25 protein-coding genes and 1 tRNA gene are annotated in these 25,209 nt (G+C 58.7%); 7 read left to right on the plus strand and 19 right to left on the minus strand.

Translation table 11 applies throughout. The features are described from left to right. Positions 1–72: 72 nt before the first annotated feature. Entirely contained in the window at positions 73–837 is a 765-nt protein-coding gene (locus ACN0SY_RS08430) for a hydroxypyruvate isomerase family protein (protein WP_417686287.1), read from the minus strand. A gap of 522 nt (positions 838–1,359) precedes the next feature. Here ACN0SY_RS08430 and ACN0SY_RS08435 point away from each other — a divergent pair. Then, positions 1,360–1,569, plus strand: coding sequence for a DUF3329 domain-containing protein (locus ACN0SY_RS08435; protein ID WP_417686289.1), 210 nt, complete (start codon positions 1,360–1,362; stop codon positions 1,567–1,569). Here the strand turns inward: ACN0SY_RS08435 and ACN0SY_RS08440 are convergent. The 6 genes from ACN0SY_RS08440 to ACN0SY_RS08465 all read right to left on the minus strand — a co-directional run bounded on the left by ACN0SY_RS08440 (position 1,566) and on the right by ACN0SY_RS08465 (position 6,012). Further along, positions 1,566–2,987 carry a multicopper oxidase family protein gene (locus ACN0SY_RS08440; RefSeq protein ID WP_417686291.1) on the minus strand — a complete coding sequence of 474 codons (1,422 nt, stop codon included), beginning with the start codon at positions 2,985–2,987 and terminating at the stop codon, positions 1,566–1,568. The genes ACN0SY_RS08435 and ACN0SY_RS08440 overlap by 4 nt on opposite strands. Positions 2,988–3,037: 50 nt before the next feature. Continuing rightward, positions 3,038–3,463 carry a c-type cytochrome gene (locus ACN0SY_RS08445; protein WP_417686293.1) on the minus strand — a complete coding sequence of 142 codons (426 nt, stop codon included), beginning with the start codon at positions 3,461–3,463 and terminating at the stop codon, positions 3,038–3,040. Further along, the gene (gene cueR, locus ACN0SY_RS08450; protein WP_417686295.1) at positions 3,453–3,848 is read right to left on the minus strand and encodes a Cu(I)-responsive transcriptional regulator; all 396 of its coding nucleotides are present in this window, start codon (positions 3,846–3,848) and stop codon (positions 3,453–3,455) included. The genes ACN0SY_RS08445 and cueR overlap by 11 nt, the downstream gene beginning before the upstream one ends. 96 nt (positions 3,849–3,944) lie before the next feature. Next, positions 3,945–4,400 carry a MarR family winged helix-turn-helix transcriptional regulator gene (locus ACN0SY_RS08455; protein WP_417686296.1) on the minus strand — a complete coding sequence of 152 codons (456 nt, stop codon included), beginning with the start codon at positions 4,398–4,400 and terminating at the stop codon, positions 3,945–3,947. Positions 4,401–4,730: 330 nt separating this feature from the next. Further along, a tRNA-Ile gene (locus ACN0SY_RS08460) sits at positions 4,731–4,807 on the minus strand. 380 nt (positions 4,808–5,187) lie between these two features. Next, the gene (locus ACN0SY_RS08465; RefSeq protein WP_417686297.1) at positions 5,188–6,012 is read right to left on the minus strand and encodes an aspartyl/asparaginyl beta-hydroxylase domain-containing protein; all 825 of its coding nucleotides are present in this window, start codon (positions 6,010–6,012) and stop codon (positions 5,188–5,190) included. Between the two features lie 285 nt (positions 6,013–6,297). On the opposite strand from ACN0SY_RS08465, the gene ACN0SY_RS08470 reads away from it, so the two are divergent. Then, positions 6,298–7,371 carry an AI-2E family transporter gene (locus ACN0SY_RS08470; protein WP_417686299.1) on the plus strand — a complete coding sequence of 358 codons (1,074 nt, stop codon included), beginning with the start codon at positions 6,298–6,300 and terminating at the stop codon, positions 7,369–7,371. A gap of 108 nt (positions 7,372–7,479) precedes the next feature. Next, positions 7,480–8,256, plus strand: coding sequence for an SIMPL domain-containing protein (locus tag ACN0SY_RS08475; RefSeq protein ID WP_417686301.1), 777 nt, complete (start codon positions 7,480–7,482; stop codon positions 8,254–8,256). 106 nt (positions 8,257–8,362) lie between these two features. Here the strand turns inward: ACN0SY_RS08475 and ACN0SY_RS08480 are convergent, their stop codons facing one another. Beyond that, complete coding sequence (locus ACN0SY_RS08480) at positions 8,363–8,950, minus strand: GNAT family N-acetyltransferase (protein WP_417686303.1); 588 nt, start codon at positions 8,948–8,950, stop codon at positions 8,363–8,365. Between the two features lie 189 nt (positions 8,951–9,139). Between ACN0SY_RS08480 and ACN0SY_RS08485 the strand changes: the two genes are divergently transcribed. Continuing rightward, a complete protein-coding gene (locus ACN0SY_RS08485; RefSeq protein ID WP_417686305.1) occupies positions 9,140–9,640 on the plus strand; it encodes a cytochrome b in 501 nt (166 codons plus the stop codon). A gap of 56 nt (positions 9,641–9,696) precedes the next feature. On the opposite strand, the gene ACN0SY_RS08490 is transcribed toward ACN0SY_RS08485, so the two are convergent. The 5 genes from ACN0SY_RS08490 to ACN0SY_RS08510 all read right to left on the minus strand — a co-directional run bounded on the left by ACN0SY_RS08490 (position 9,697) and on the right by ACN0SY_RS08510 (position 13,500). Continuing rightward, positions 9,697–10,794, minus strand: a complete 1,098-nt coding sequence (locus ACN0SY_RS08490) for an NAD(P)/FAD-dependent oxidoreductase (protein WP_417686306.1) — start codon at positions 10,792–10,794, stop codon at positions 9,697–9,699. 127 nt (positions 10,795–10,921) lie between these two features. Continuing rightward, on the minus strand, positions 10,922–12,007 hold the full coding sequence (locus tag ACN0SY_RS08495) for a permease (protein ID WP_417686308.1): 1,086 nt from the start codon (positions 12,005–12,007) through the stop codon (positions 10,922–10,924). Then, a complete protein-coding gene (locus ACN0SY_RS08500) occupies positions 12,004–12,336 on the minus strand; it encodes an ArsR/SmtB family transcription factor (protein WP_417686310.1) in 333 nt (110 codons plus the stop codon). The genes ACN0SY_RS08495 and ACN0SY_RS08500 overlap by 4 nt, the downstream gene beginning before the upstream one ends. Before the next feature lie 168 nt (positions 12,337–12,504). After that, positions 12,505–12,894, minus strand: a complete 390-nt coding sequence (locus tag ACN0SY_RS08505; RefSeq protein ID WP_417686311.1) for a DoxX family protein — start codon at positions 12,892–12,894, stop codon at positions 12,505–12,507. A gap of 189 nt (positions 12,895–13,083) precedes the next feature. Then, a complete protein-coding gene (locus ACN0SY_RS08510) occupies positions 13,084–13,500 on the minus strand; it encodes a ketosteroid isomerase-related protein (RefSeq protein WP_417686313.1) in 417 nt (138 codons plus the stop codon). A 219-nt stretch (positions 13,501–13,719) separates the two neighbouring features. On the opposite strand from ACN0SY_RS08510, the gene ACN0SY_RS08515 reads away from it, so the two are divergent. After that, complete coding sequence (locus ACN0SY_RS08515; RefSeq protein WP_417686315.1) at positions 13,720–14,112, plus strand: hypothetical protein; 393 nt, start codon at positions 13,720–13,722, stop codon at positions 14,110–14,112. Between the two features lie 25 nt (positions 14,113–14,137). Here ACN0SY_RS08515 and ACN0SY_RS08520 read toward each other — a convergent pair whose 3' ends face one another. The 4 genes from ACN0SY_RS08520 to ACN0SY_RS08535 all read right to left on the minus strand — a co-directional run bounded on the left by ACN0SY_RS08520 (position 14,138) and on the right by ACN0SY_RS08535 (position 20,767). Further along, entirely contained in the window at positions 14,138–15,427 is a 1,290-nt protein-coding gene (locus tag ACN0SY_RS08520; RefSeq protein WP_417686317.1) for a DUF930 domain-containing protein, read from the minus strand. Positions 15,428–15,667: 240 nt separating this feature from the next. Further along, on the minus strand, positions 15,668–17,653 hold the full coding sequence (gene rpoD, locus ACN0SY_RS08525) for an RNA polymerase sigma factor RpoD (protein ID WP_417686319.1): 1,986 nt from the start codon (positions 17,651–17,653) through the stop codon (positions 15,668–15,670). 448 nt (positions 17,654–18,101) lie between these two features. After that, positions 18,102–20,054, minus strand: a complete 1,953-nt coding sequence (gene dnaG, locus ACN0SY_RS08530; protein ID WP_417686321.1) for a DNA primase — start codon at positions 20,052–20,054, stop codon at positions 18,102–18,104. A 230-nt stretch (positions 20,055–20,284) separates the two neighbouring features. Further along, positions 20,285–20,767, minus strand: coding sequence for a GatB/YqeY domain-containing protein (locus ACN0SY_RS08535; RefSeq protein WP_417686323.1), 483 nt, complete (start codon positions 20,765–20,767; stop codon positions 20,285–20,287). A gap of 245 nt (positions 20,768–21,012) precedes the next feature. Between ACN0SY_RS08535 and carA the strand changes: the two genes are divergently transcribed. Further along, the gene (gene carA / locus ACN0SY_RS08540; protein ID WP_417686325.1) at positions 21,013–22,194 is read left to right on the plus strand and encodes a glutamine-hydrolyzing carbamoyl-phosphate synthase small subunit; all 1,182 of its coding nucleotides are present in this window, start codon (positions 21,013–21,015) and stop codon (positions 22,192–22,194) included. 143 nt (positions 22,195–22,337) lie between these two features. Here carA and ACN0SY_RS08545 read toward each other — a convergent pair whose 3' ends face one another. After that, complete coding sequence (locus ACN0SY_RS08545) at positions 22,338–22,781, minus strand: MerR family transcriptional regulator (protein WP_417686327.1); 444 nt, start codon at positions 22,779–22,781, stop codon at positions 22,338–22,340. A 569-nt stretch (positions 22,782–23,350) separates the two neighbouring features. Continuing rightward, positions 23,351–24,376, minus strand: a complete 1,026-nt coding sequence (locus ACN0SY_RS08550) for an AraC family transcriptional regulator ligand-binding domain-containing protein (RefSeq protein ID WP_417686329.1) — start codon at positions 24,374–24,376, stop codon at positions 23,351–23,353. A gap of 180 nt (positions 24,377–24,556) precedes the next feature. Between ACN0SY_RS08550 and ACN0SY_RS08555 the strand changes: the two genes are divergently transcribed. After that, positions 24,557–25,048: a helix-turn-helix domain-containing protein gene (locus ACN0SY_RS08555; protein WP_417686331.1), complete on the plus strand. Its 492-nt coding sequence runs from the start codon at positions 24,557–24,559 to the stop codon at positions 25,046–25,048. The last annotated feature ends 161 nt before the right edge of the window (positions 25,049–25,209 follow it).

The following is a 25,209-nucleotide window of genomic DNA, read 5'->3' on the forward strand; positions in this document are numbered from 1 at the left end:
CATCAATCGCCCATCTCGCGGCGGGCGATACTCATTCTGAACGCACAGGCATGATGACGGCGATGACTTCAATCAATCGCGAAAACTCTTTAGCCATCCAAGCCCCTCCTCAACCCGCCCCTTTGGCCGATACTCCGCGCCGATAAAGCCATCGTAGCCAAGGTCTTGGAGGGCTTGGAACAGATACCGATAGTTGAGCTCACCGCTGTCAGGTTCCTGGCGCGATGGAACGCCGGCGATCTGGATATGTCCGATGCTGGCAAGGTTTCGCTCCAGCGTGCGGGTCAAGTCGCCCTCCATGATCTGCATGTGATAGCAGTCGAACATGAGCTTGACGTTTGGCCGATCGAGGTCCGAGATCATCTCCATCGCCTGCTCCGTACGGCTCAGGAAATATCCCGGCACATCGCGCGTATTGATCGGCTCGATGAGAATCGTGAGCCCCGCCTCCTCAGCCAGGTCGGCCGCAATGGTGAGTGCCGAACGGAACGTCCGATATGCCTCCCTGCCGTCGGCCTTGCCGGCCATGACATGCACCGATCTGCAGCCAATCGCCTCGGCGTACTCGATGGCATCGGAAATGGCTTCCCGCGCCTCCGCTTCGCGACCAGGAATCGCGCAAAGGCCGAAGTCCCCAACCCCGACATCTCCAGGCCGTGTATTGAGCCCGACCATGGGCAGACCGGTTTCGATCAGGGCTTTCCGTACGTCAGCCCGATCGAAAGCGTAGGGGAAATGGCACTCGACACCATCAAAGCCTGCCACTGCTGCGGCCCGGATGGCGTCAGGAAGCGCCCGGTCGTTCCAGAGGAACCCAAGATTTGCTGAGAAACGCAACTTCCCTCCCGACAACCTGATTAACTGGTCGAATATAACAAAGCAGACGCCATTTGCCGCAGATCAATTCGTCTCCGTCCATTCCGAAGTTCAATCGCCCGCAGACAGACACTGCGACACCAGCGACCTGAATGCACCAGAGAGCTGGAAATTACTGGAGACCGGAATCATGCCTTACCGCTTTAAATTGACGCGATCAGTTCTTGCAAGTTCACTCGCCCTTTGTGCGGCACTCGCACTTGCCGGATGCGAAACGTCACGGACCCTTCCGGGGGGATCGGGCGCTGCGCAAGCCTCTGGGCAGTCGGCCTCGACGACCGGGACGCAAACGACCGATAGCCAGGGTCAGGGCAACACCAACCAGAACCAAAATCAGAACCAAAATCAGAATTCGAACCGCAATCGCGGATACTGATGAAAATCCGGGACTTTCCAAAAAGCAGATGCACCTGGCCGACAAGAGCCGGGTGCATCTTGCCGTAAAGTGGGATAAACCTGCCGCATTCACAACGCGGAGGCGAAATGACCTCGGATTCCCAGCACCCTTTTTTCCGACCGCTTTGGCGGCGCATCGCAATTGTTGCATTCTGCGCCAGCTGGGCAGCTTTCGAATTTTACAACGGCAACGAAACCTGGGGCTGGATCACCTTGGCCATCACGGCGTATGGCGCCTGGACCTTTCTCTTCGCCTATACGGCACCCGAGGATAAATCCGACACATCCGACGGCTAGGCAACTTCGAACCATGTGTTCATGCCGGCTGCCGCGTGCTCGAGCATGTGGCAATGGAACAGCCATTTGCCGGGATTGTCGGCAACGAAGGCGATACGCACCCTTTCTCCGGCATCGACCAGAACCGTATCCCGGAAGAAACCGGTATCCTCGACCAGGGCTCGCGACTGTTCGAGGATCTTGAAATGGTGTCCGTGCGAATGCATGGCATGGGCAAAGGCCGTGTTGTTGACCACGTCCAGAATGATTGTCTCGCCGCGACCTGCTTGGAAGAAAGGCTCATCCGCCAGGTTCGCCGTGCCGTTGAAGGCCCAGAGTTGGCCGGTTTCCCTCATCAGTTCGCGTGTCAAAGGCTGCCCCTTGTAGACCATGTCACCCATCATGCCCATTGCGCCGCCGGTCATGTCGAGCTTGAGCACGCGAGCCGAAGCCAGGTCTGGCTCGGGCACATCGTTGGGCTGTAAAGCGTACTTCGCAGACATGGGCGCGCCACTGCCCCCCGGAACAATCCTGAAAGTGGCGATATCAAAAGGATCGCCGGAGGATACTTCCTTCAGCGCCCAATCACTGCCTGTTTCCGGAGTGATCATGATATCGGCGCGTTGCGCCGGCCCCAGCAGAAAGCCTGCCTCAGCAATTGGCGCTGGCTCACCGACCGACTGCCCGTCCAGCGCCAGGAGTTTCGCGCCGAGCCCGGCCAGGTCCAGTTCCAGGATACGGGCGTTCGAGGCATTGATCAGCCGGACCCGGTAGGACGCGCCGGCAACAAGATCGAATGATGGCAGGCTCATCCCGTTAACGGTCAGCCAGTTGCCGAGGCGCCCCGCATGCGACCAGTCCATCAGCGAGCCGAAACTCGCCTCATGCAGCTTTCCGCTCTCATCCAGCCGCCAGTCATCCAGCATCAGCGTCAGGTCATGCTCAACGTCGAACGCCTCGTCATCGCCTTCGATGATGAGCGGTCCATACAACCCGCGCCCGACCTGGTTCCAGCTCTTGTTATGTGCATGGTACCAGAAGGTGCCGGCATCGGGACTTGCGAAGTCATACTCGAAGCTCTCGCCGGGGGGCACCGCCATTTGTGTCAGGCCGGAGACACCATCCATGGCATTCTCGATCCGAATGCCATGCCAATGGATCGATGTCGCCTCCTCCAGTTTGTTGATCAGGCGAACCTTGATCCGCTCGCCGCGCCGAGCCCGGATTGCAGGACCGGGAAGACTGCCATTGTAGGTCCACAAATTGGAAGCGGCCGCTTCGTCACGGTACAGCTTGTGCGCCGATGGACCCGCTGTGATCTCGAGAAAACCGTCATTCGCCTTGGCGGCACGAAATGCGATCGGCGAGAGCCCGGCAGCAAGTGACGCAAGCGCGCCTTGGGCAAATCTGCGTCGGGAAATCATCGGGAAACGTCCCATGGCACAATCCTTCCTCACCCGCGACCAGGAGACTTGCTGACCGTCCGTCTTCAATAAATACCATTCGCCTTTTGAAGTTCACGGACGTAGGCGACGATCCTGACCACCTCATCTCGCGTCACGCCAGGAACCGGGGGCATGTCACCGAACGGCCAATGGTGCGCGCGAACGCCCTTCAGCGCCGCAATGACGAACGCGCCATCTCCGTGATGGCCCGGCTCGTAGATCCTGTGAACCAGCGGCGGGGCAACGCCTTCCTGCCCGGCGGCATTCTTGCCATGGCAGGTCGCGCAATTCGCATCGAACAAAGCCTTGCCCACCAGCGCAGCTTCAGTCAGCGGGGGAACCACGACCTCTGCTATCGCTGCGCCGCCCTGGTTGTCGTCCAGCCTCCATTGGGCCTCGATGAAACGCCAGGTCAAACCTCCAAGCAGAAGCGCTCCCGCGATGCCTGCGGCCAGATATCTACGCGCCATGTTCGCCTGCCAGATCATCGATGATGGGACAATCCGGGCGCTGGTCGCCCTGGCAGTTGCAGGAAAGTTCGGTCAACGTCACGCGGAGGCCCTGAAGTTCGGCGATCTTCCTGTCGACTTCGGCAATCTTGGCTTCGGCAATAGCCTTGACGTCGGCACTCGCCCGGTTCTTGTCATGGTAGAGCGACAGCAGCAAACGGCACTCGTCAATCGTGAAGCCGAGACTGCGTGCCCGTTGCAGGAACTTCAACTGGTGGACATCCCGGTCGGAATAGTCCCGGTAGCCATTATCGGCGCGCGTCGGCCGGATCAGGTCGATGTCTTCGTAGTAGCGGATTGTCTTCGCAGGCAGTTTGGCCTTTTCCGAAGCTGCTCCAATATTCATTGAACCTTCCTCATGCCCTCAAGGCGGCAGCCGTTCAACGCTACCGCTTCCTGAAATAGAGGTTCCACCTACTGGAAGGTCAAGGTCGAAACGCGCTCAACCGCGCAAGGGAGCCCGGCTAAGACTGTTGCCGGCGTCGGTCGCTTTCCTGAGAAGGGTGAGCATCTGCTGCGTTTCCTCCTCGCTCAACCCGCCAAGAATATCGCTTTGAAGTGCCCAGACGATCGGCGTGATCTCATCGACGAGCTGCATTCCTGCCTCGGTCAGCCGTAACTGGCGCGCGCGGCGATCTGACGGACTGACCCGCCTGTCGATCAGCCCCTTCTGCACCAGCCTGTCGACCACACCGCCTATCGTCGCACGATCATATGCAATCTGCCCCGCCAGTGTCGCCTGATCGACACCGGGCATGGCGTTGACGGCGGACAGGGCCGCGAATTGGACGGACGTAATGTCATGCCCCGCAGCAGCCATCCGGTCTGCGAAGATCGATACCGAGATCTGATTGAGCCGACGGATCAGGTGTCCGGCCATTCCCTGAATTTCAAGCATGGTCTTTCGAAGGTTGTTTCACGAATCCGATAATAGATCCGAGTTCCGTTCATGCATATCGTCGAAAAGACTAAGACAGAGCCGAAATAGGCAGATTTCTTCCGATCCAAAGGATCCTTGTATATTCCTTGTTCTGTCGAGATCACTCTCGTGGACTAAACCACAAGCAGTCCATCTCAAATCATGAACTATTCCGTCATCATCTTCCAGAAGATCTATGGAAGAATCCATTCAGCGAGCGTGAAGACTTTTTGCAGCGCACTCAGCGAGTGCTGCCAGCCGCGCCTTGGAAACGAACCACAAATAACGTGAACAACAAAAGAAAGGAAATGGTGGGCCCGGAGGGACTCGAACCCCCAACCAATCCGTTATGAGCGGACGGCTCTAACCAATTGAGCTACAGGCCCCTGACGCATCGTGAAATCGTGCAGCTTCCGAGTGCGACGCTCATGGTTCCTACACCAAAGCCTCGGGAAGCCGCAAGGGCCTTTGCCTCCCCCTCAACAAGCCACGAAAAGGGGAACGAGGTGGGCACAGTCTCGCGAACAAGGCCACGTCGTCAGAACGGGCCGCAACGCACCTCCCTGTGCCGAAAAGAGAGCTGGGCACAGAGCCTGTCCGGAGAGCGACCTTCCAGCAACGCGATTGCCTCGCGGCCTCGGTCGCCACCGCGCCCCTTGAACCGGGACACCTCCCGGAATCATCGGTGAGCGACCCGTCGAAGGCACTTGGGTCAGCCAGGCGTTGCGCAAGACCCGAGTGCCTTCAGGCCTTGCGCATCAACACCTCACGACTGAGAGGCGGGTTCAGTCGGCTTCTTGGAGAGCATGTCCCAGTTCTTGTAGAAGATGCGGTTCACGCCGGAGAGCAACAGGTTGAAGATCTTCACGACAACATTCTGCAGGCGCGTGAAGGCGCTTGGCCGCAGGACATCGACAAAGACACAGGCGCGCAGTCCATCCTCGCCATTCACCGAGCGGTGCTGAACAGTGTCGTCGAAGATGAACAGCGGGTCGTCATGCCAGAAATGCTTCTCGCCGTTGACCTCGATGAAGACCTTCTCGCTCTGGCGCGGCGTCAGGTTGTAAAGCAGGCGGATCGTCAGGCGCAGCGGGCCGAAGTGCAGCGAGGTCTTTTCCTGGCCATTGAACAGGGACACGCCGATGGTCTTGACGTACTTGAAGTTCCGATTGAACTCGGGAACCGACTGATCCATGGCTTCGTCGTACCAGCGGTAGAAAACCATGCCGCGCGCCTTGCCTTCCATGCGCTGGCGCATGTCCGCCATGATTTCCTCTCGCCGGTCATCAAAGACCCTCAGCATGTTCTCGATTTCGACCCGTTCTTCGGTCGGAAAATCTTCAAGATGCATGCGGTAATGGTGCCGCTTGCTGATCAGGTCGAAGAGAAGGTTGATCGGCGACAAAACCCACGTCAGCATGCCGTTGCCGGAGAAATACTTGGCGAGCAGCGCGCTGTCGAAACGCTTGTGACGCGCTACGTCAATCAGCCCGCAGACAATGAACAGACCGGCTATCCAGGGAACCAGCCAGAACAGGATCGCCAGAGGTACGACAACACGGAGCGTCCGACGGATGCCCTTGGAATTCATGACTGCACTCCACATAACGGCAGCACCGGTATCTTGATCCGGGGCCTGCCACCTTTTGCGCGTCAGGGGCAATATCCCCGAAGCGCTTCAAAATCCTTTGACAACTCGGGCGCCTTTTTACGCCGTCGCAATTCCACCCGCTATCCATAGCGGCTGGCGGTTCCGGAAAAAAGCCCTTTCATCCTCTGGAAGACGGTTGAGCCGCCACCGCTTGGCACCTTTCAAACGATATTCAGAACGTGTAGGCCTAGGGATGATGCAAAGCGCCATCAGGAAGGGATTTCCATGCGGCCATCGCTGTTGAGCGTAACCTCCAGCCTCGTCCTCGTCTGCCTTGTCGGCTGGCTCCTCGTGACCGGGCGCGCCCTTCTTCTGCCGTTCGTCATTGCCCTGATCGTCTGGTATCTGATCAACGCGCTTTCCCACGGCATCCAGATGATCCCGCTCGGGCCGGTCCGGCTTCCGGGCTGGATCGCATTTCCGCTTGCCCTGGTGTCAATCTTCCTTGCGGCAACCTTCGTGTTCGACATGGTGGCCGTCAATCTGACACAACTCGCCCGCGACGCGCCCGTCTACCAACAGAGGCTGGAGGAGATCTTCGCGGACCTTGCCAGAATGGTCTCCCTGTCGGAGCCGCTGGAGCTGAAAGACTTCCTGCCGGACGCCATCGTGCCGAGGATGGTCACGGCCGGCGCCGGCTTCGTCACGACCGTCGCCGGATCCGCGTCGCTGGTTTTCATCTATGTGCTCTTCCTGCTGCTCGAGCAGTCGACCTTCGATAGGAAGTTCGCGAAACTGTTTACGGATCCCGAGCGAGCCAAGGCCGCCTTTGCAATCAGGTCGGAAATCAACGCGTCGATCCTGCACTACTTCGGCATCAAGACAGCGGTCAGTATCGTAACCGGGCTCCTGACGAGCCTCATACTCAGCCTGCTTGGCCTGCCCTATGCTGCCCTGTTCGGCTTCATAGCGTTCCTCCTGAACTATATCCCGACCATTGGCTCCCTAGTCAGCGTCATTTTTCCCGCGCTTCTGTCGCTGGTCTACTTTGACACTCTCGCCCCCTTTGCGGGCATCTTGATCGGCCTCGGCCTGATCCAGTTCACCATCGGCAACCTGATTGAGCCGCGGCTGATGGGCTCAAGCCTCAACTTGTCAGGCATCGTCATCTTGCTCTCACTGGCGTTCTGGGGAGCGATCTGGGGCGTCGTCGGCATGGTTACATGCGTCCCTCTCACGGTCTTGATCCTCATCGTCTGTTCCAAATTCGAGACCTCCCGGCCGATCGCCATCCTCCTGTCCGCCAACGGAGACATAGGAGAGCCCGTTGCAGCGGTGAGCGGTGCCGGCAAGAGCTGAACGGCGAATGAACCAGGACGCCATCGGCCTGCCCCAATCGGCGTGGATGATTTTCACCTCGGGCATCGGACCGGATGCGCGAAAAAAATTCGAGGTCAAAAGAGATACATGTTCAAGTCATTCATTCCATTCACCACCGTCACGCAGCGCCGTTCCCTGACGACCAGGAACGCCCTCGCAGTGGCCCTTGTTTCTCTTGCCCTCCCCTTCGCGGGCGCCGGAGCCTTGAAGGCGAGCGAAACCTCTTCGCCCGGCTCGATCACCATGAGCGGTGAAGGCACGGCTTCGGTCGCCCCCGACATGGCCGTTGTCACCACCCGGGTTGTTACCATGGCAAAGACAGCTCCGGACGCACTCGGCCAGAACACGAAGGCGATGACCTCGGTGATCGACGAGATAAAGGCAGCCGGAATCGAAGCGAAAGACATCCAGACCAGCGGTTTTTCGATCTATCCGCGCTACGATGACCGCCGTGAAAACCCGAGCCAGACGCCTGAGATCGTCGGCTATGAGGTTGCAAACGGGGTAACCGTCCAGATCAGGGACCTTGCCAAGCTCGGCACGATCCTCGATACGGTCGTGCGCTCGGGCGCCAATCAGGTCAACGGCATCAGTTTCCGCGTCAGCAACGCGGAAGAGAAACTGCAGGCAGCGCGCAAGGGTGCAGTCGAAAACGCCAAGGCCAAAGCGGAGCTCTATGCCGCGGCCGCCGGCGTAAAGCTGGGCCGTGTTCTCAGCATCAGCGAAGCGGGAATTTCAATTCCACGTCCATACGCCGTTCGCGCTGAAAAGATGATGATGGCCGACAGCGCCCCGGTCCCGATCGAGACTGGCGAGGAAACCCTCTCCGCCAATGTCACGATCACCTGGGAGCTGTCTCAGTAATCTGGGCAAACGAAAATTGCCGGCAAGTCTCGCAACGCAGACGGCCGGCAATTTGTATCAGATCGTCGCAGCGCATCAGATCAAGGATTGCTGCCCCGTTCATGTGTCAGAGCTGACGCATCCAGACTTGCATCGGCTTTTCCGTTTCCGTGTCTCCGCCGACATCGGTCCATGGGAAGTGAACAATGCCGCCTGCAAGCTTCTCGTAGCCGCGCTTGCGCCAGAAGCCGTCGAGCGGCGAATAGTCGTCCGGTTTCAGCGGATGGTTGTCCGGCCGGATCACCGCGCAAAATGCTGCTGCCGAAAAGCCCAGGCCTCTCGCATGGGCCTCGCGCTCGTCAAAGAAACGATGTCCGATCCCCTGCCCGCGATAGGCGGGATCGAGAACCGATTCAGCCAGGTAAAAGATTTCCTTTGGGTCGAGCCCCTTGTCCTCGAACGGAGCACGGAACTGGATCACCTCCTGCTCCAGCGGCTCCCCAGTTGCTGCGCCGACCAGACGATCGCCGTCATAGGCCCCGACGATGACCGCCCCTTCCGTTTTTCCATAGCGCGCGAGATAGCGTTCCTCATATTCCATGGTGCCCTCATAGAGATACGGCCAGTCGCGAAACACCTTGATCCGAAGCTTCGCCAGATCCTTCAGTGCCGCAGTCAGCTCGTCTCCCTTGAGAACCCTGATCTCGATTGCCATGCCTAACTCCCACTAACATCCGAGGGCACAAGATCACGGCCTCGCCCCGAAAAATCAACCGCGGGAGGCGCGAAATGACACGACGTGTTCGAGACACCTTGCGACAAATTCCGCAAACGCCTGTCAAGAAAGCTCGATAGGGTGCCGGTGAGGGGCTCATCAAACGAAACCGATACAGGAAGGCCAGCCATGTCATCCAGCCAGCCAGCCCAATACGGCAAGTCGCAGATCTTGCTCCATTGGACCATCGCCGCTCTTATCGCTTTTCAGCTCATCTTCGGCGAAAGCATCGAGGAACTGGGCGAAGCCCTGCGCGAGGGTGAAGCACCGGACTTCGTCACCACTGTCATCGGCAATGCCCATATCTGGGTCGGCATATCCGTCCTCGCCCTGATGGCGGTCCGGATCGCGCTCAGGCTTGTTCATGGAGCGCCCGCCCCTCTCCCCGGGCCGCGCTGGCAGCACGTCGCCGCCGCATCGGTCCACGGGCTCCTCTATCTCCTAATGATCATCGCGCCGGTCACTGGCCTCGTCGCCTGGTACCTGGGCGTCCATCTTGCAGGCGAGGTCCATGAGGTCATGAAACCGCTCTTCATCGTGTTGATCGCCGCGCACGTCCTCGGCGCACTATGGCATCAGTTCATTCTGAAGGACCGCACCTTGGCGCGCATGCAGCTCAAGAAGGCCTGAATGGCTGGTTCCGGACGGAGGCCTCGGCAGCCGTCCGGCCCTGCCTGCTACAGCGATCAATCCCGCGCTTCGAGCCAGATGCGTGCGGTGTCAACCTTGTTCTCAAGAAGCCCGGATGCGATCCGGCGACCGATCGCAGCGCCGAACTTGTAGCCGTGGCCCGAGCAGGCGGATACTGCGACGGCCTTGCCGATCTCCTTGACGAAGAAATGCTCGTCGGCCGTGAAGGTATAGGCACAGGTCGCGACGTCCTCGACCGCATATTCCTCAATCCGACCGAAGGGCGGAGAAAAGTGATTTCGCAGTGTCTCTCCTTCTCCCGGAGCTGCTACCCGGTCGGTATCTGGTCCGCTTTTACGCTTGTGAATTCCCGCGCCGAACTTGAGCCCGGTACCGGCGGCCGGCGGAAGGACATAGCCGTCGACCGTTCCGCCGACGTCGAGGATGGTGGGGCCGTTTTCCCACGCCGTCCTAAGGTCTTTCGGCGGACGCAGGTAAACCACCGCGGTCCGGTAGGTTGTCAGCGACACGGACAGTTGCGGCAATAGCCCAAGAACCCAGGCGCCTGCGGTTACAACAACACGATCGGCTGTAAGCTCTTCGCCGTTTTCCAGACGAACACGCCCCTCGGTCGGCTCCAGCGAGGTGACTTTCGACTTCTCGCGAACATCAACGTCGTTTGCGCGCAACCAGTCGCGCAGGTCCGCCGCGATCTTCTGACATAGCAGGACACCACCCTCGGGGCTGAAGGCCCCAAACCGGATGGTCTTGCCATCGACAAAGGGAAAGCGCTGCTCTGTCTCCTGCGGCGTCATCTGGTCGAAGGCATACCCCCCCTCGATCAGGCCGTCGCGGTACTCCTCACCCTCGTCCCCCGGAACCTGGGAAAGAAGTAGAAAGCCCGTGTCCACCAGATGCTTTGCGCCAATGTCGGACCACATCTCGTCCCAGGCGTCATAGGCCTCGCTGATGCGTTTCTGATATCCGCCCTTGCCGCCATAGGCCCGGCGAATGATCCGGTGCTGGTCCCCGGATGCTGACAAGGGATTGGGGATCGGCCCCTGCTCCAGAAGCGCGACCACAGCGCCCTTCTTGGCGAGGGCCCAAGCGGTTGAAAGACCGGCAATTCCGGCACCTATGACAATGATATTCATGGGAGAACTTTCTGACGGACGACAGCAGTGAGACTAACCCGCCATACGCTCCATTCAAGTCACATCAGGTGATGGGATCATTCCGTTGGGTCCCGAAGTTCACCCGCCTGCTCAGGATCCGGTCGCATCAAACGATGTACTGGAAGATTACCCCTGCAATGACCGCCCCGAAAATGCCCAGCCCGAGATAGGTGGCAAAGACGAGGGGACGAACGAGCGACCACACCGCCGCCATTGCCGGAATGGAACTGACAGCACCGGCAATCATGAAGGCCATGGCCGCCCCGGTGCTCATTCCCTGTTCGATCAGGCCCGCCAGAAGCGGAGGCGCGACATAGCTGTTCAGATACGCCGGCATGCCGACGATCGCCGCTGCAACGATCGGGACGACGCCCTCGCCTCCGACCGTCCGCGCGATCAGCTCCGCCGGAACATAGGTTACCAGAACTGCCTCGAGCACATATGCGAGAGCCAGCCACTTGATCAGGAATAGCGCATTGAGCTTCAGCTCCTGAGAGAAGACTGCACGGCGCTGTCCCTCCTGCCAGAAACGCCAGACCGGCTTGCCCCGAAAACCGGACGGCCCGCACCCGCAGCCACCGGAACCGACTTGCTTCAACGGAGTCGCAAAGGCCCCGCCAGCCAGCATCATCTTCACCGCAAACCCGCCGAACAGACCGAGGGCCACGGCAGCGACCGCCTTTCCAATGGCAAAGGGCCAGCCGAGAGCCGCCGCAGTGATCAGGAGCGTCGGCGGATCGATCAGGGGCGACGATAACCAGAAGGCCATCACCGCAGAAAGAGGCGTACCGACGGCCAGCAGCCCGGCGATGAACGGAATGACCTGGCAGGAACAGAAGGGCGCAAGACCACCGAAAAGGGCAGCCAGCACAATCGCCTCCGTTTCCCGGCCCTCAAAGGCCCGACGGATTGCGCTCTCGGCCCCAGCAGCCTTCAGAAGGGCAATCAGCAGCACGGCAAAGATCAGGTAGGGCAAGGTCGACAGGAATGCCTTGATTGCAAATACGCTCAGCGGCAGTGCCTGTGACCGGTCGAGGAGCAGGACCAATACCGGGACGAGAAGCGTTATGGTCCACGGTGTCCTAAGAACCTTCATATAGTCTTTTGGCTTCGGCTTGGCAGCACAGCATGGGCTGCCCTCCGGGGTACTGCAACAGCCGCCCGAAGTGGTGGTGATGTCCATCCCGCTCATGCGCGTTCCTCCTTGGCCTGCGTGCAGCACGCCGCGATGTCGACTTCGTCGGAGCAGCATTCCTTCAGGATGTAGCCGGCGAGCTGCTCCAGATGGCGGTAGGCCGCGCGGTTGATGACCGCCCGTCCCTGTTTCTCCTGTTCGACCAGTCCGGCCGAGGCCAGAAACTTCAGGTGATGGGCAAGGGTTGATGCGGGCATTTCCGTCCGCGCCTGAATGTCTCCGACCTGGAGACCCGCCTTGCCTGCCTTCACCAGGGTGAGAACCACCTGCAGGCGTGCTTCCGATCCGAGGGCCGCAAAACCCTGTGCCGCCAGTTCGAGTTCCATGAGCTTCTCCAAATAACTATAAAACTAGTTATATCGTTATATTGAAGCTGGCAAGCCTGTTTCTGACGGTGTCCCTGATCGCGCACCCGCAAGCGGCCGTGGAAACGAAAAAAGCGCGGAGCATTGCCCCGCGCCTGATGAGGTCTCTCTTGAGAAATAGCGGTCTTCTCAGGCCTTGCCGAGAATCCGGTCGACGCTGATCGGTCCCGCACCGGCGGCGGCCAGGAACAGAAACGCGAAACAATAGACCAGCGCCAATTCACCGCCATTGTTGATCGGAAAAAAGTCGCGCGGTGCATGCTTGAGGAAGTAGGCAAAGGCCATGGTACCACTGGCGAGGAATGCTGCAGGACGCGTGAAAAGTCCGGCCACGATCAACGTACCGCAAACCAGCTCGATAACGCCGGCAGCGCCGCTGAGCGACATGGGAGAAATCCCCGACATCTTGGTTGCCGGGAAATGAAGTAGCTTCGTGGTTCCGTGTTGCAGGAAAGCGAGACCGACCATGATGCGGAACAGGCTTTGCAGATATCCCGAGTAAGGCTTCAGTAGATTCATTTCCATCCCCCCTTGCGGTTGTTTGACCGGCAAAGACGATCACGCACCGATCGACACCGCAAGGAGAGATGGAAGTAAAATTAAGAAAAAGATACGCTTATCACGAAATAATTGAAAATCGAAAACAACAACTTATTCAAAAATCACAAAACTTATGCAACAGGCAGGGACGCCAATATATTTGACGACTTATCCTCCCGCTGAGACCTGGGAAATCCAGTCCTCGAGATTATAGTAAGTCGTTATGCGGCTGATCTTTCCTCCAGCCACATCGAAGAAGGTGCCAGCCGGCAAGCGATAGGTCTGTCCTGCAGCCTCCGGGAGCCCCTCATCCGTGGCAAGATAGCTTCCATTGACAATAAACTCGGCGGCAGCGCGCGTACCGTCATCGCTCGCGAAGATGACGATGTCGGTCAGTTCTTCCTTGTAGCAGCGGGTCATGTGATCGTTGAACTCCGCGAACAACGCCTTGCCGGAACGGCGTCCGCCCTGGTTCACGTCATGGGCAACGTTATCGCTGACCATGGAGAGCATCGCGGCTGTGTCGCCAGCATTGAAGGCGGCATAATAGGCTTCGATCAGGGCGCGGGTCGTCTGGCTTGTCATGTGGAACCACTTCAGATGGGCGAAATCATGGGACTAGCCGGCAAAATGTAGCCTCTCGCCAGCATCGGCAAGCCCCTACAAGGTCTCGGTTTTTACGTCAATCAGCATCCGTTGCCCAAGAAAAGGAACCTCTGCTCTGGCCGATCCATGCTTTGGCAACTACCTTAAGGTAACAATCGACTTCGATTTAGTCGCAATGGAAACCGGAGCGAAGTCTACTTGCTGCAGGAAGACCACCAGATTGGAAAGCTGTCTCACGGCATGCGGCCGGTCGGTTCATCACCGAGACACGCGCGTACCCTCGGGCGCATTGCACCCCTTGTCTTTGCCGCAGCAACCCTGATCCCCGCTTCAAACGCATCGGCCTACGGCCTCGCCGGATCCATCGACCTGAGCGAAAGGGAAACGGCCTGGTGCGTTTCGAAGGTTGCGATGTTCGGAAAGGCTCCCGTCCTCGATCATCCGGACGGAACCAACGTTCTATACCGCCTAGACCTCGGCCGTTGCGACATCAGGATCAATGGAGCCTGCCAGGGCCTTTGGTGCCGGGTTTCCTTCAAAGGCGGCAAGGGCTGGATGTTCCGCTCATTCCTGAGCGAAGACCGCAGCTGAGCAGCGACAACGTTCAAAGTAACTTTCAGAAGCTCGGCAACCCGCGTTCCGCCCATTGTGCCGGCGGAATCGGAGGCCCGACCCGGAAGTCGAAGGTTTTGACCTCTGTCACATCCGCATCCGTCTGGCACCGGAAGGCCAGGTCAAACCACTCCCCACGCGAGCGGTAGGCCGCGCGGACCGGCTCAAGCACGGTGCCTGCTTGCGGCCTGAACGTCGGCAGCATTTCAGGTGGCCTGTTCGGGTAGAACGTAACCAGCTGGGCTCGCAGTTCCGTCATGCACAAGAGGTTCAGGCGTTCGGCAGGTCCCATGCCGCGCATCGCTGTCTGCGTCCGTACATCGGAAAGGATCGAGCTGGAGAAGAGTTCTCGTGCACGGGCAAGCGGTGGACCGTCCCGACGTGGCCGCGCAGGCTCGGCGGCGCTCTCTGCCGACCGCCGGACCGGTGGTGCAGGTTTTGGGGCCGGTGCTACATTGGCAACGATCGGCCCGACTACACCGAAGTCTTCGGGAGTATCCGCGATTTCGTCCGGCCCAGCGGGATCAATATCCGCAGCTTCCGGATTGCCTGGTTCCTCCACTGCAGTTTCGTCGGGCTGAACCTCCGCTTCGGAGACCTCGGCCGTTTCTTCAGTGGGAGGTTGGTCGCTTGGCTCTTCCTGTGTCGGTGTTTCGGTTGCCGCTAACTCGGGCGCAATCTCGTCCGGTGCAGTTTCCTCGGGTGCCGGCTGCTCTTCCAAGGGCGCGTCTTCCTCCGGCTGGACCTCGGCAACGACCTCCTCGACCGGAACCTCAGAACCGGCCTCAGGCTCCGCTGCATTGCCATCGGCCGACGTCTCCTGCCCACCGTCGGTCTCGCCAAACTTGACCACCGGTTGCAAAACACTCTCCGACGGCGCCGGGGCCTCGTCGGCTTCTCGTGGTTCCTCGGGAACCTGTTTTTCTGTCGTTTCTGGCTCTGGCTGTTCCTCAGGCGGAGCCTCTGCGACCTCAGGTTCTTCCACCTTCTCCGGTTCAGGCTCTGGCTGCTGCTCCTCGCTCAACTCAAGTGGCGGAACAAGTTCGACCTCGACAGGAGTAACCACAACCGTTGCCTCGAGTTGATCCGGTGTGTGCGGCAGGAACGCAACGGCGACCAGGCCGTGCAGGGCAACCGAGACTGCCAGAGCGATGACCCACACCGGGTTGCGACGCCCTGCCTCCGGTTGGGTTCGCGGTCCTGCCACCAGAGGCATGGAAGCCAATGCCGCTTCGTCCGCACCGTCACCGGCAACCGGATCAGCCTGGTCGTGCGTATCGGTCTCCAACATCATTCCCGTCTGCGAGGGGCCCGTCACAGCCTATGTCGGCAGCGGGGCAAAAGGAACCACGGCCACTCGCCGCAATCATAGAACACTTGATGATGAACTGCGGCCAAATGACGACGCGATCACACTTGTCATCACCGTCAAGCCCATCACCGATCCGCTCGCAGCTCATAGCGCGAGCAAGCCTGAAAAAACAAAAAACCCGGCGCCAGGGCCGGGTTTTCGCAATCACAGATTTCCTGACGCTTAGCTGTCGAGGAACGAGCGCAGCTTGCGCGAGCGGCTCGGGTGCTTGAGCTTGCGCAGCGCCTTGGCCTCGATCTGGCGGATACGTTCGCGGGTAACCGAGAACTGCTGTCCGACTTCTTCCAGCGTGTGGTCGGTGTTCATGCCGATACCGAAGCGCATGCGAAGGACACGCTCTTCGCGCGGCGTGAGCGAGGCGAGAACGCGGGTCGTGGTCTCGCGCAGGTTCGACTGGATCGCCGCATCGATCGGAAGGACTGCGTTCTTGTCCTCGATGAAATCGCCGAGATGGCTGTCTTCCTCGTCGCCGATCGGGGTTTCCAGCGAGATCGGCTCCTTGGCGATCTTCAGAACCTTGCGGACCTTCTCAAGCGGCATCTGCAGCTTTTCGGCCAGCTCTTCCGGGGTCGGTTCGCGGCCGATCTCGTGCAGCATCTGGCGCGAGGTGCGGACGATCTTGTTGATCGTCTCGATCATGTGCACCGGAATACGGATCGTGCGAGCCTGGTCGGCGATCGAACGGGTGATCGCCTGACGGATCCACCACGTCGCATAGGTGGAGAACTTGTAACCGCGGCGGTATTCGAACTTGTCGACCGCCTTCATCAGACCGATGTTGCCTTCCTGAATCAGATCGAGGAACTGCAGACCGCGGTTGGTGTATTTCTTCGCGATTGAGATAACGAGACGCAGGTTCGCCTCGACCATTTCCTTCTTGGCGATACGCGCTTCACGCTCGCCCTTCTGCACCATGGCAACGATGCGGCGGAATTCGGTGATCTCAAGGCCCGTCTCGGTCGCCAGCGTCTGGATTTCCTGACGCAGCTCGCGAACGGTTTCCTTTTCCTTGGCGATGAAGTTCTTCCAGCCGCGGGTCGACAGGTTGGCGACCTTGCGCAACCAGTTCGGATCAAGCTCCGCGCCCTGGTACTGCTTCAGGAAGTCCGTACGGTCGACGTTGTAGCTGTCGGCCAGGCGCAGCAGACGGCCTTCGTAACCCATCAGGCGCTTGTTGATGTCGTAGAGCTGGGCGACCAGGGCGTCGATACGGTTCTGGTTCAGCGACAGGCTCTTCACATCAACGATGATGTCTTCCTTGAGCTTCTTGTAGCGGCGCTCCTGTGACGGCGACAGGGTCTTGTTGGCGAGCTTGTTCTCGACCAGCTGGTCCTGCAGCTTGCGCAGCTTCTTGTACTCGTCGGCGATGCGGTCGAAGGTTTCCAGGACCGCCGGCTTCAACTCGGCTTCCATGGCAGACAGGGAGACGTTGGACTCGAACTCGTCGTCGTCCTCTTCGCCATCGCCCTCGCCTTCCTCGGCCTCGTCGCGAGCCTCTTCGTCTTCCGGACGGGCTTCCGATTCTTCGTCATCGTCGTTGGCGCTTTGCGGACCAGCCTTCGCGTCCGGTCCGGCATAAGTCGCTTCCAGGTCGATGATGTCGCGCAGCAGAACCTTGGCTTCGTTCAGCTCGTCGCGCCAGATGATGATGGCCTGGAAGGTCAGCGGGCTTTCGCAAAGCCCGGCGATCATGGCCTCGCGGCCAGCCTCGATGCGCTTGGCAATAGCGATTTCACCTTCGCGCGACAGCAGCTCGACGGAGCCCATTTCGCGCAGGTACATCCGAACCGGATCGTCGGTACGATCGGCAGGTTCCTTCGTCGTGGTCGTCTTGGTAACTGCCGTGCTGGCGGCAGTGACGAGCTCGCCGCCATCAACTTCGTCAGGCGATCCTTCCTCGGCTTCTTCCGCCTCGACCACGTTGATCCCCATGTCCGACAGCATGGACATGATGTCTTCGATCTGCTCGGAGGAGAATTGTTCGGAAGGCAGAACTTCGTTCAGCTCGTCATAAGTCACATAGCCGCGCTTCTTCGCGGCCTTGATCATCTTCTTGACGGCGGCTTGTGACAGATCCAACAGCGGGCCGTCGGGGCCCTCCGCATTGGTTTCCTGATTGTCGTCTGCCTGTGTCGCCTTGGCTACCATATTTTGCTCCAGAATCGCGGTTCACTGGAACCGCGCCGCGCCTGAAATTCCTACATCCCGAACCGTCAGCGGCGCGCAAGGCATCGAATGCTGCGCAAGCACTTTGACGGATAAGTCTGATTCGGGTTGTAAGCCGTGTCCCTTAAGTCCCGATTAACCGTGAAAATTTTTGCCCGAGCACGGATGCGCGCGACCAAATCGACACGGAGTACCGACTGCGGTGATGAATAAACATCGCCGCTGATGTTTCATACGGATTATGCAGCGTCGTGTTCAAGACTTCTCGCCCTAGGCTCATTGGCCTGCTGAGGCGTATCGCGCTGGTATTCCTCTATTTAGCTCGACGTTTCCGATTCGCAAGTGTGATTCGGGTCCGGTCAATCAAAAACCGCCAGAAACTTGCCCAAATTGGTAAATTCGAAGGTTCTTCGAGGTCAAATTCGCCGGATCAGCCGACCACCGCTGCTGGCGCCATCACCACAGGAGGCGCGATCTTGATCTTCTTGGCGCGCTCTGCAAGGTCAGCTTCATCCCGGGCACACTCCTCCCGGCGACGCGTCAGGTCCTGGGTCAGCGCCTGCACGCGCACCCATGTCATCTCGTCGAGATCCTCTTCAGCGGACTGCATTTCGCTTTCAAGCTCGGTCTCGAGTGCCTGCAGCTCCAACACGTCAAGAAAATGAACAAAGACTGCCTCGATGAAATCCTCCGGCGGATTTGACTTCAGCAGCGGGAAGCGATGGTTGAGAGCCGAGAACTCTGCCCGCTTTTGTTCCTGAAAACCGATCGTCTCCAGCAGCATCTCATTCATGACGTCGCGCAGCGGCTCTTCAAGACCGCCCGTCAGCTCGGCGATTGGCGTTTCCTCCAGATCGTCGACGATCCGGCAGATGACGTCCCGCATCTTCTGGTGCAGGTCATTGGCGAACGGCAAACGCGAAAACCGCTCGAAATTCCGATCGAGCAGGTGCGGAAAGCGGACCGACAACCCGAGCAACAAGCGTTCATTGCCGAAATCGTCACTGGCGGAAACGCTTTCCCTGGCAATCCTTGCGCCCGGCAAGCCAGCCGCCTTTGCCGCTCCTGCGGCACCAGCTGCACCACGCCCCTGCCGCGCCTGCTGAAAGAACAGGTTCGACAGCTTGAACTTCAAATCCAGTTGGTAGCGACGCCGAACCCGCTCGTCCTTTATCGCGGCGACGAGATCGTCGAAACGCTTTTCAAGCGCGGCCTTGCGTTCAGGAGTATCGAGCCGTGCGACTGAGATTTCCCGGTCCCAGACCGCGTCGAACAGGGACTGCGCCTTGGCTGTCTCGGCATGGAAGCCTTCAAGGCCGCGCTGCTTGAGAAGATCGTCCGGATCCATGCCGTCGGGCAAGAAGGAGAACTGGAAGGAATAGCCGCTGCGCAGGATCGGGAAGATCCGGTCGATCGCACGGTGGGCCGCAGAAACGCCCGCAACGTCACCGTCGAAACAGACCACCGGCTCAGGCGCCAGCTTCCATAAGCGCATGACCTGATCTTCCGTGAACGCCGTCCCGAGCGTTGCGACGACATGATGAACCCCTGCCTGCCAAAGTGCGATGGCGTCCATATACCCTTCCACGACCACGGCCTGACCCGACTTGAAGGCTGGCTCTCGTGCGCGGTGCGCGTTGAACAGCATGACCCCTTTGTGGAACAGCGGTGTTTCGGGAGAATTCAGGTATTTTGGCTGACCTTCACCGAGGATACGACCACCGAAAGCAACGACCCGTCCGCGCTCGTCGTGGATCGGGATCATCAAACGTCCGCGAAAGCGATCGTAACCGGGCCGTCCGTCTTCGGGCTTGATGATTAGCCCCGCCTCGACCATGTCGGCCTCCGGCACACCCTGCTGCGCGAGATAGGACTTCAGCGCATCGCGGCTGTCCGGAGCAAAACCGAAGCGGAACTCGGACAGGGTCTGCGCGCTCAGCCCGCGCCCTTGCGTGTAGGTGCGGGCATGCTGGCCGCGTGGCCCGGCAAATTCAGATTGGAAAAAACGGGCAGCCATCTCGCAGACCTCTGCGAGACTTGCGCGCTTCTTTTCCCGTCGTGCCGCTTGCGGGTCAGGGGCCGGCAAGGGAACGCCCGCCTGCTCGGCAAGCCGTTCGACCGCCTCGGGAAAGCTGAGGCCTTCGGTATCGGTCAGAAAGCGGAAATGGTCACCAGAGGCTCCGCAGCCGAAACACTTGTACCGATTGCGCCGGTCGTCAACGTGAAAGCTCGGGCTCTTTTCCTGATGAAACGGGCAACAGGCCCAGAAATCGCCTTTCCCCGGCTGCGTCTTTCGACGGTCCCATGTCACCCGCCTTCCGACCAGATCGGAAAGGGAGATCCGCGCGCGGATTTCATCTAGCAGGCGGTTGTCGAAACGCATCAGTCTTAGCCGGTGGCCCTGAAGGTCAGGCGCATGTTGAAGGATCTTGGAAAGTCGTCCGAGGCGTCAGCCGTTTTCCGGCCCTGACGCTGGTCGCCCGTCAGCCATATAGGATAGCAGCCAAGCGGGAGCCATATCCAGACAGCAATACGAAGAAAGACAGAAATCCGGCTACCATCCCGCCGTCCGTGGATAGGCTTGGGATAACTGCCGTCGCTTTTCCGGCCGATTTACTCGCCCGCTTTGGCCTCGGACCTCGGCTCGGAACGCAACAGATCCTTGACGACACATGAGGCTTGGACGAAATCCATCTGACCAGGATAGCGCGCCTTCAATTCCGACATGCAACGGCCGATATCCCGCAACCCGGCGGCCTTGATATCCTTGACCGTAGCCTCGCACAGACGCCGCATTTCCTCGCCGTTGATCTGCTCGGGCAAAAACTCCCTGATGATGTCGGCTTCCCGTTGCTCCTGTTCGGCCAGATCAAGCTGTCCCGCCTCTTCGAATTCGGAGGCGGAAATGTCTCTCTGCCGGACCATTTTCTGCAGGATATCCAGAACATCTTCGTCGTCGACGCCATCGCTTCCGGCATCGCGCGCGGCACTGTCACGGTCCTTGATGGCGGTCTGGACCAGCCTCAAGGTTGCCAACCGACGTTTGTCTCCGGACGCCTTCGCGTCCTTGAGTGCCATTCCGATTCTGTCGCGCATGTCTTTCAAACCCCGCCCCGACACAGGCGCCGGACAGTAGTGGTCTTCGGGCAAGCTTGCAACCCACACACAAGCAAGCCATTGATTGGTAATGACTTTTTTTCGAGTGATCGATGTTGACGATTCTGACCGGTTCCCATAGAGTCCAGCGCTTAATGCAGACGGCATTCTGTCGGGATTGATCCCCGCGCGCTCAAGCCTTACCTGCAGCGCATGATGTCACCAACAAAACCTGGACACAAGACATGACGACTGCCGACGCATGGTCGATAAAACCAGCGACCGCCCTCCTTGTACTCGCCGACGGAAGCGTGATTGAAGGAGAGGGACTGGGCGCTACTGGAGAAGCAGTTGGCGAAGTCTGCTTCAACACCGCAATCACCGGCTATCAGGAAATTCTGACCGACCCGTCCTACGCCGGTCAGATCATCACCTTCACTTTCCCGCATATCGGCAATGTCGGCGCCAACGATGAGGATGTCGAAACTGTCGACATGTCCTCCAGCACCGGCATCCGCGGTTGCGTTCTCAATGCCAGCGTGACCGCACCTGCCAACTACCGGTCGTCGAAGAACCTCGACCAGTGGCTCAAGGACCGTGGCCTGATCGGCATTTCCGGGGTCGATACGCGCGCTCTTACGGCTCTCATCCGTGAGAAGGGCATGCCGCATGCGGTCATCGCACACAATCCGGAAGGCAAGTTCGACATCGACGCCCTGAAGAAGATGGCAGCGAGCTGGTCAGGTCTGGAAGGGCTGGATCTTGCCAAGGACGTGACGACCCACGAAACACACGGCTGGGACGAAACCACCTGGGCCTGGGACAAGGGTTACGGTCACTCCGAAGCTGCCGAGTTCAACGTCGTTGCCCTCGACTTCGGGGTAAAGCGCAACATCCTGCGCCTTCTGAAAGATGCCGGCTGCAACGTCACGGTGCTTCCGGCAAACGCGACCGCCGAGCAGATCCTCGCACTCGATCCCGATGGCGTCTTCCTGTCCAACGGTCCGGGCGACCCTGCCGCGACCGGCGAATACGCCACCAAGGCGATCAAGACCGTTGTCGACAAGGGCATTCCGACCTTCGGTATCTGCCTCGGTCACCAGATGCTGGCCCTCGCTCTCGGCGGTAAGACCGTCAAGATGCACCAGGGTCATCATGGAGCGAACCATCCGGTTCATGACCACACAACCGGCAAGGTCGAAATCACCTCGATGAACCACGGCTTTGCCGTCGATTCAAAAAGCCTGCCGGACACGGTCGAGGAAACGCATGTTTCACTCTTCGACGGTTCGAACTGCGGACTGAAACTCAAGGGCAAGCCGGTCTTCTCAGTCCAGTATCATCCCGAGGCATCTCCCGGCCCGCGCGACAGCCATTACCTGTTCAAGCGGTTTACCGACTACATGCGTGAAGCAAAGTCGGCCTGAGCCGCGCGCGTTCAACGCGACCTGATGAAAAAACGAAAAAGCCCGCAGCATGCTGCGGGCTTTTTTATTGCGGCCGGAGGATCCCGGTAACACTGCTTTCACCAGAGCGGCCAGCCTGCCAAAGCAGCCTGGCCGGATCGCTTCTAGCCCGCCGTAACGAGAGCGTTCAGCGAATTCAGAACCTGGTCCACTTCTGCGACCTGCTCATCGAGCATGGCCTTCTGTTCCATCAGGATCTTCTGCTGGCCCTGGCAGATCGATTGCAACTCCACGAACTGATCGTTTCGCGGTGTATTGCTTTCCACCAGCTTGATGACACGGCGGATTTCGGCAAGCGTCAGCCCGATCTTCTTGGCCTGCAGGATCACGCGCATGCGCCCGACATCCTGAGCGCTGTAGAAGCGGCGAGCACCACGACGTACCGGGTTCAACAGCCCCTTTTCTTCATAGAAGCGAAGCGTTCTCAGAGTTACGCCGAAAAGTTCCGACATTTCCGAAATCGCAAGGACCTTGCCTTCGCTGCTTTCGTCCTGAACTGGTCCCGCGATGTCCGGCACGACGACCATGTTCGTAGCTACACTATTCATTATTTTTGCCCGATATTTTCGTTTTGTTTAGCGCACTTGGGGAAATGACGGCCAACCGGCAGATGCGGCCCACCTCCGCAAAAATCGGTTCCCACCTGACTGTCAAAAGTTGCAATTTGCCCAACACACGCGTTAAGCGCAGAAAAGCAAACAACAACTTCCTCATCACGCAAAGTTCAGTATGACATCAAACAGAACCTTTGTGGTTCTCAATCGACGCCATTTTTTATGCTTTTCGTTCAATACACATATGAACTTGACGTCACAATTCAATATTCACGTTTCCTGATCAAATCACAGGATGGAAAAAGCCCTTAATACAATTGAATTTATGCAAAGTAGATTTGCAACATAAATTCCAATATTTATTATCGATAATTTTATACAACAGATAAAGCCAGGTGATACACTTTGAGACACCACAGAAAATATGAAGATTTGAGAAGACAATTCACGAATATGATTCGGGCTAATCAGCGCAAATCACGAATGCAATTCAGACCTAGGTAGGTAATTGCGGACCCAGGCCCGACAGCGCGGCAGTGTGACGGCAGAGATTCGCGAATGGATCAGACCTGCAATCGACGCCATTGCTTTGGCGGAAGGCCGAACCAGCGTTTTGCCGCGCGTGAGAAATTACCTGTCGCCGAAAACCCGACCCTGTAGGCAATCTCCGAAATCGGGACACCGGTGTTGCGCAGGAGCTCGCTCGCCAGCTCGCGGCGAACCCGATCGTGGATTTCCTGGAAGCTGACGCCGCTTTCGGCAAGCCGTCTTTGAAGCACCCTTGTGCTGATCCCCAGATCCCGGGCCACCATGTCCAGATTCAGGTCGGCGGACGAGATCCGTTTGGAAACGACTTCCTCGACAATTGACGAAAAATCGCCCGTCTTTCTGCTGTCCGCAAGGCGGCGCTCGCATAATTCGACAAGCGCGTTGAAGACCTCAGGATCGTGCAGCGGATTAGGTTCCAGCATCGTCGCCATGGAATAGAAGATGCGATTGTCGTCGCAGCCGAACTCCACCGGACAACCGAAATCGCGCCTATGGACACTGACGTCGTGCGGCGCCGGCCGCGCGAGTTGCACCTTTACGGGCAGAACACCCTTGCCGCCAAAGCCACGTTTGAACCGCGACACGATAATGGCTGCAAAACGATCATTGAACTGCCAGGGGTTCACCACGAGGGGAGACAGTCCCCAAGAGTAGCAGGCGACATCATCCCGGCAAGTGAGCGTGCAGTGATCAAGATCCAGCCCGATGCTGGCAAACCGGCTCATGATCTTGAGCGCATCGACGGGAGAAGGGGCAAAGCGGGCAGCCAGAGCGATTGGCATCATCCCGCCATCGCTCGAGTCACGATTCCAGTTCAGTGCGAAATGAGGATCATCCAGAATGACGGATAGGCGCTCAAGGAAGACAGAATAGGCCGGGAGGGAAATATATCTGGAACCGACATCTTCCATGGATCCCAGGGTCAGCCTGCTGCCCCTGGCGAGCGCTGAAATGTCATGCCCTATCGAGGCAAGATATTGCCCCAACCCGATGGCGACGCTGCCATGTATCCGAATATTTCCGATGCAATCGCTCGACATTTTCCTACACGCGACACAATGGCCGCCTATCCCATTCAAGGCGTCCCTAGACATCAGGCCCGGCGAACCCCTGGCACGTCCATTGGAAATTTGTCTGATGTCTGATCAGGCTGAACCCATTCTCGCCATTCCTATACCTCAGCGCTCCCTGCAAGGTCACATACCGAGATACCGAGCAAGGTGATTATTTGCCCCTATGGTTATCACGCAAGCTATTGGAACTCTGACGTTATTGCAATTTCTACCTATTTCTTCGAGACAACCGCATTCAAAGCAAGGCGACCGGTCCCCACCGGGATTGACAAGCACGGGCGATCCCGATTTCTGTGGTGCCGACGGAACAAACACGCGCCAGGCGTCACACGCATCACAGGCAATGGTCACCTGCTGGACGAGATGACAGACGAAAAAACCAAGGAACCGGAGTCCATCATGACCCCCGGCCAATTTCGAGAATGGCGCCGTTCCCTCGGTCTGAAGCAGAAGGACGCCGCCGAGCAGCTCGGTCTGAAAAAGCGCATGATCCAGTATTATGAAAAGGGCAAGCGCGACGGGCGGCCGGTTGAGATCCCGAAGTCGATTCGTCTGGCCTGTTATGCCCTTTCTGAAGGTATCGAGGATTTTGACGGCACAACGGTGCGTACGGGCCGCCGTCGTGCGCCGGAATCGTGACGAGATCAGCTGTTTTTCCTAACGCTTGCCCCATTCATTGATGTTTCTGGCAAATAAGCGCCCCGGCGGGGTTCCTTATCCGGCGTCTTTTGCCTATAAGACGCGCTCAGCCGACATTGTCATTCATCAAGGAACGAGCCGACCCGGCAGGCCTGCGCCTG

It is taken from the genome of Roseibium sp. (genome assembly GCF_048261595.1).
Lineage (GTDB): Bacteria > Pseudomonadota > Alphaproteobacteria > Rhizobiales > Stappiaceae > Roseibium.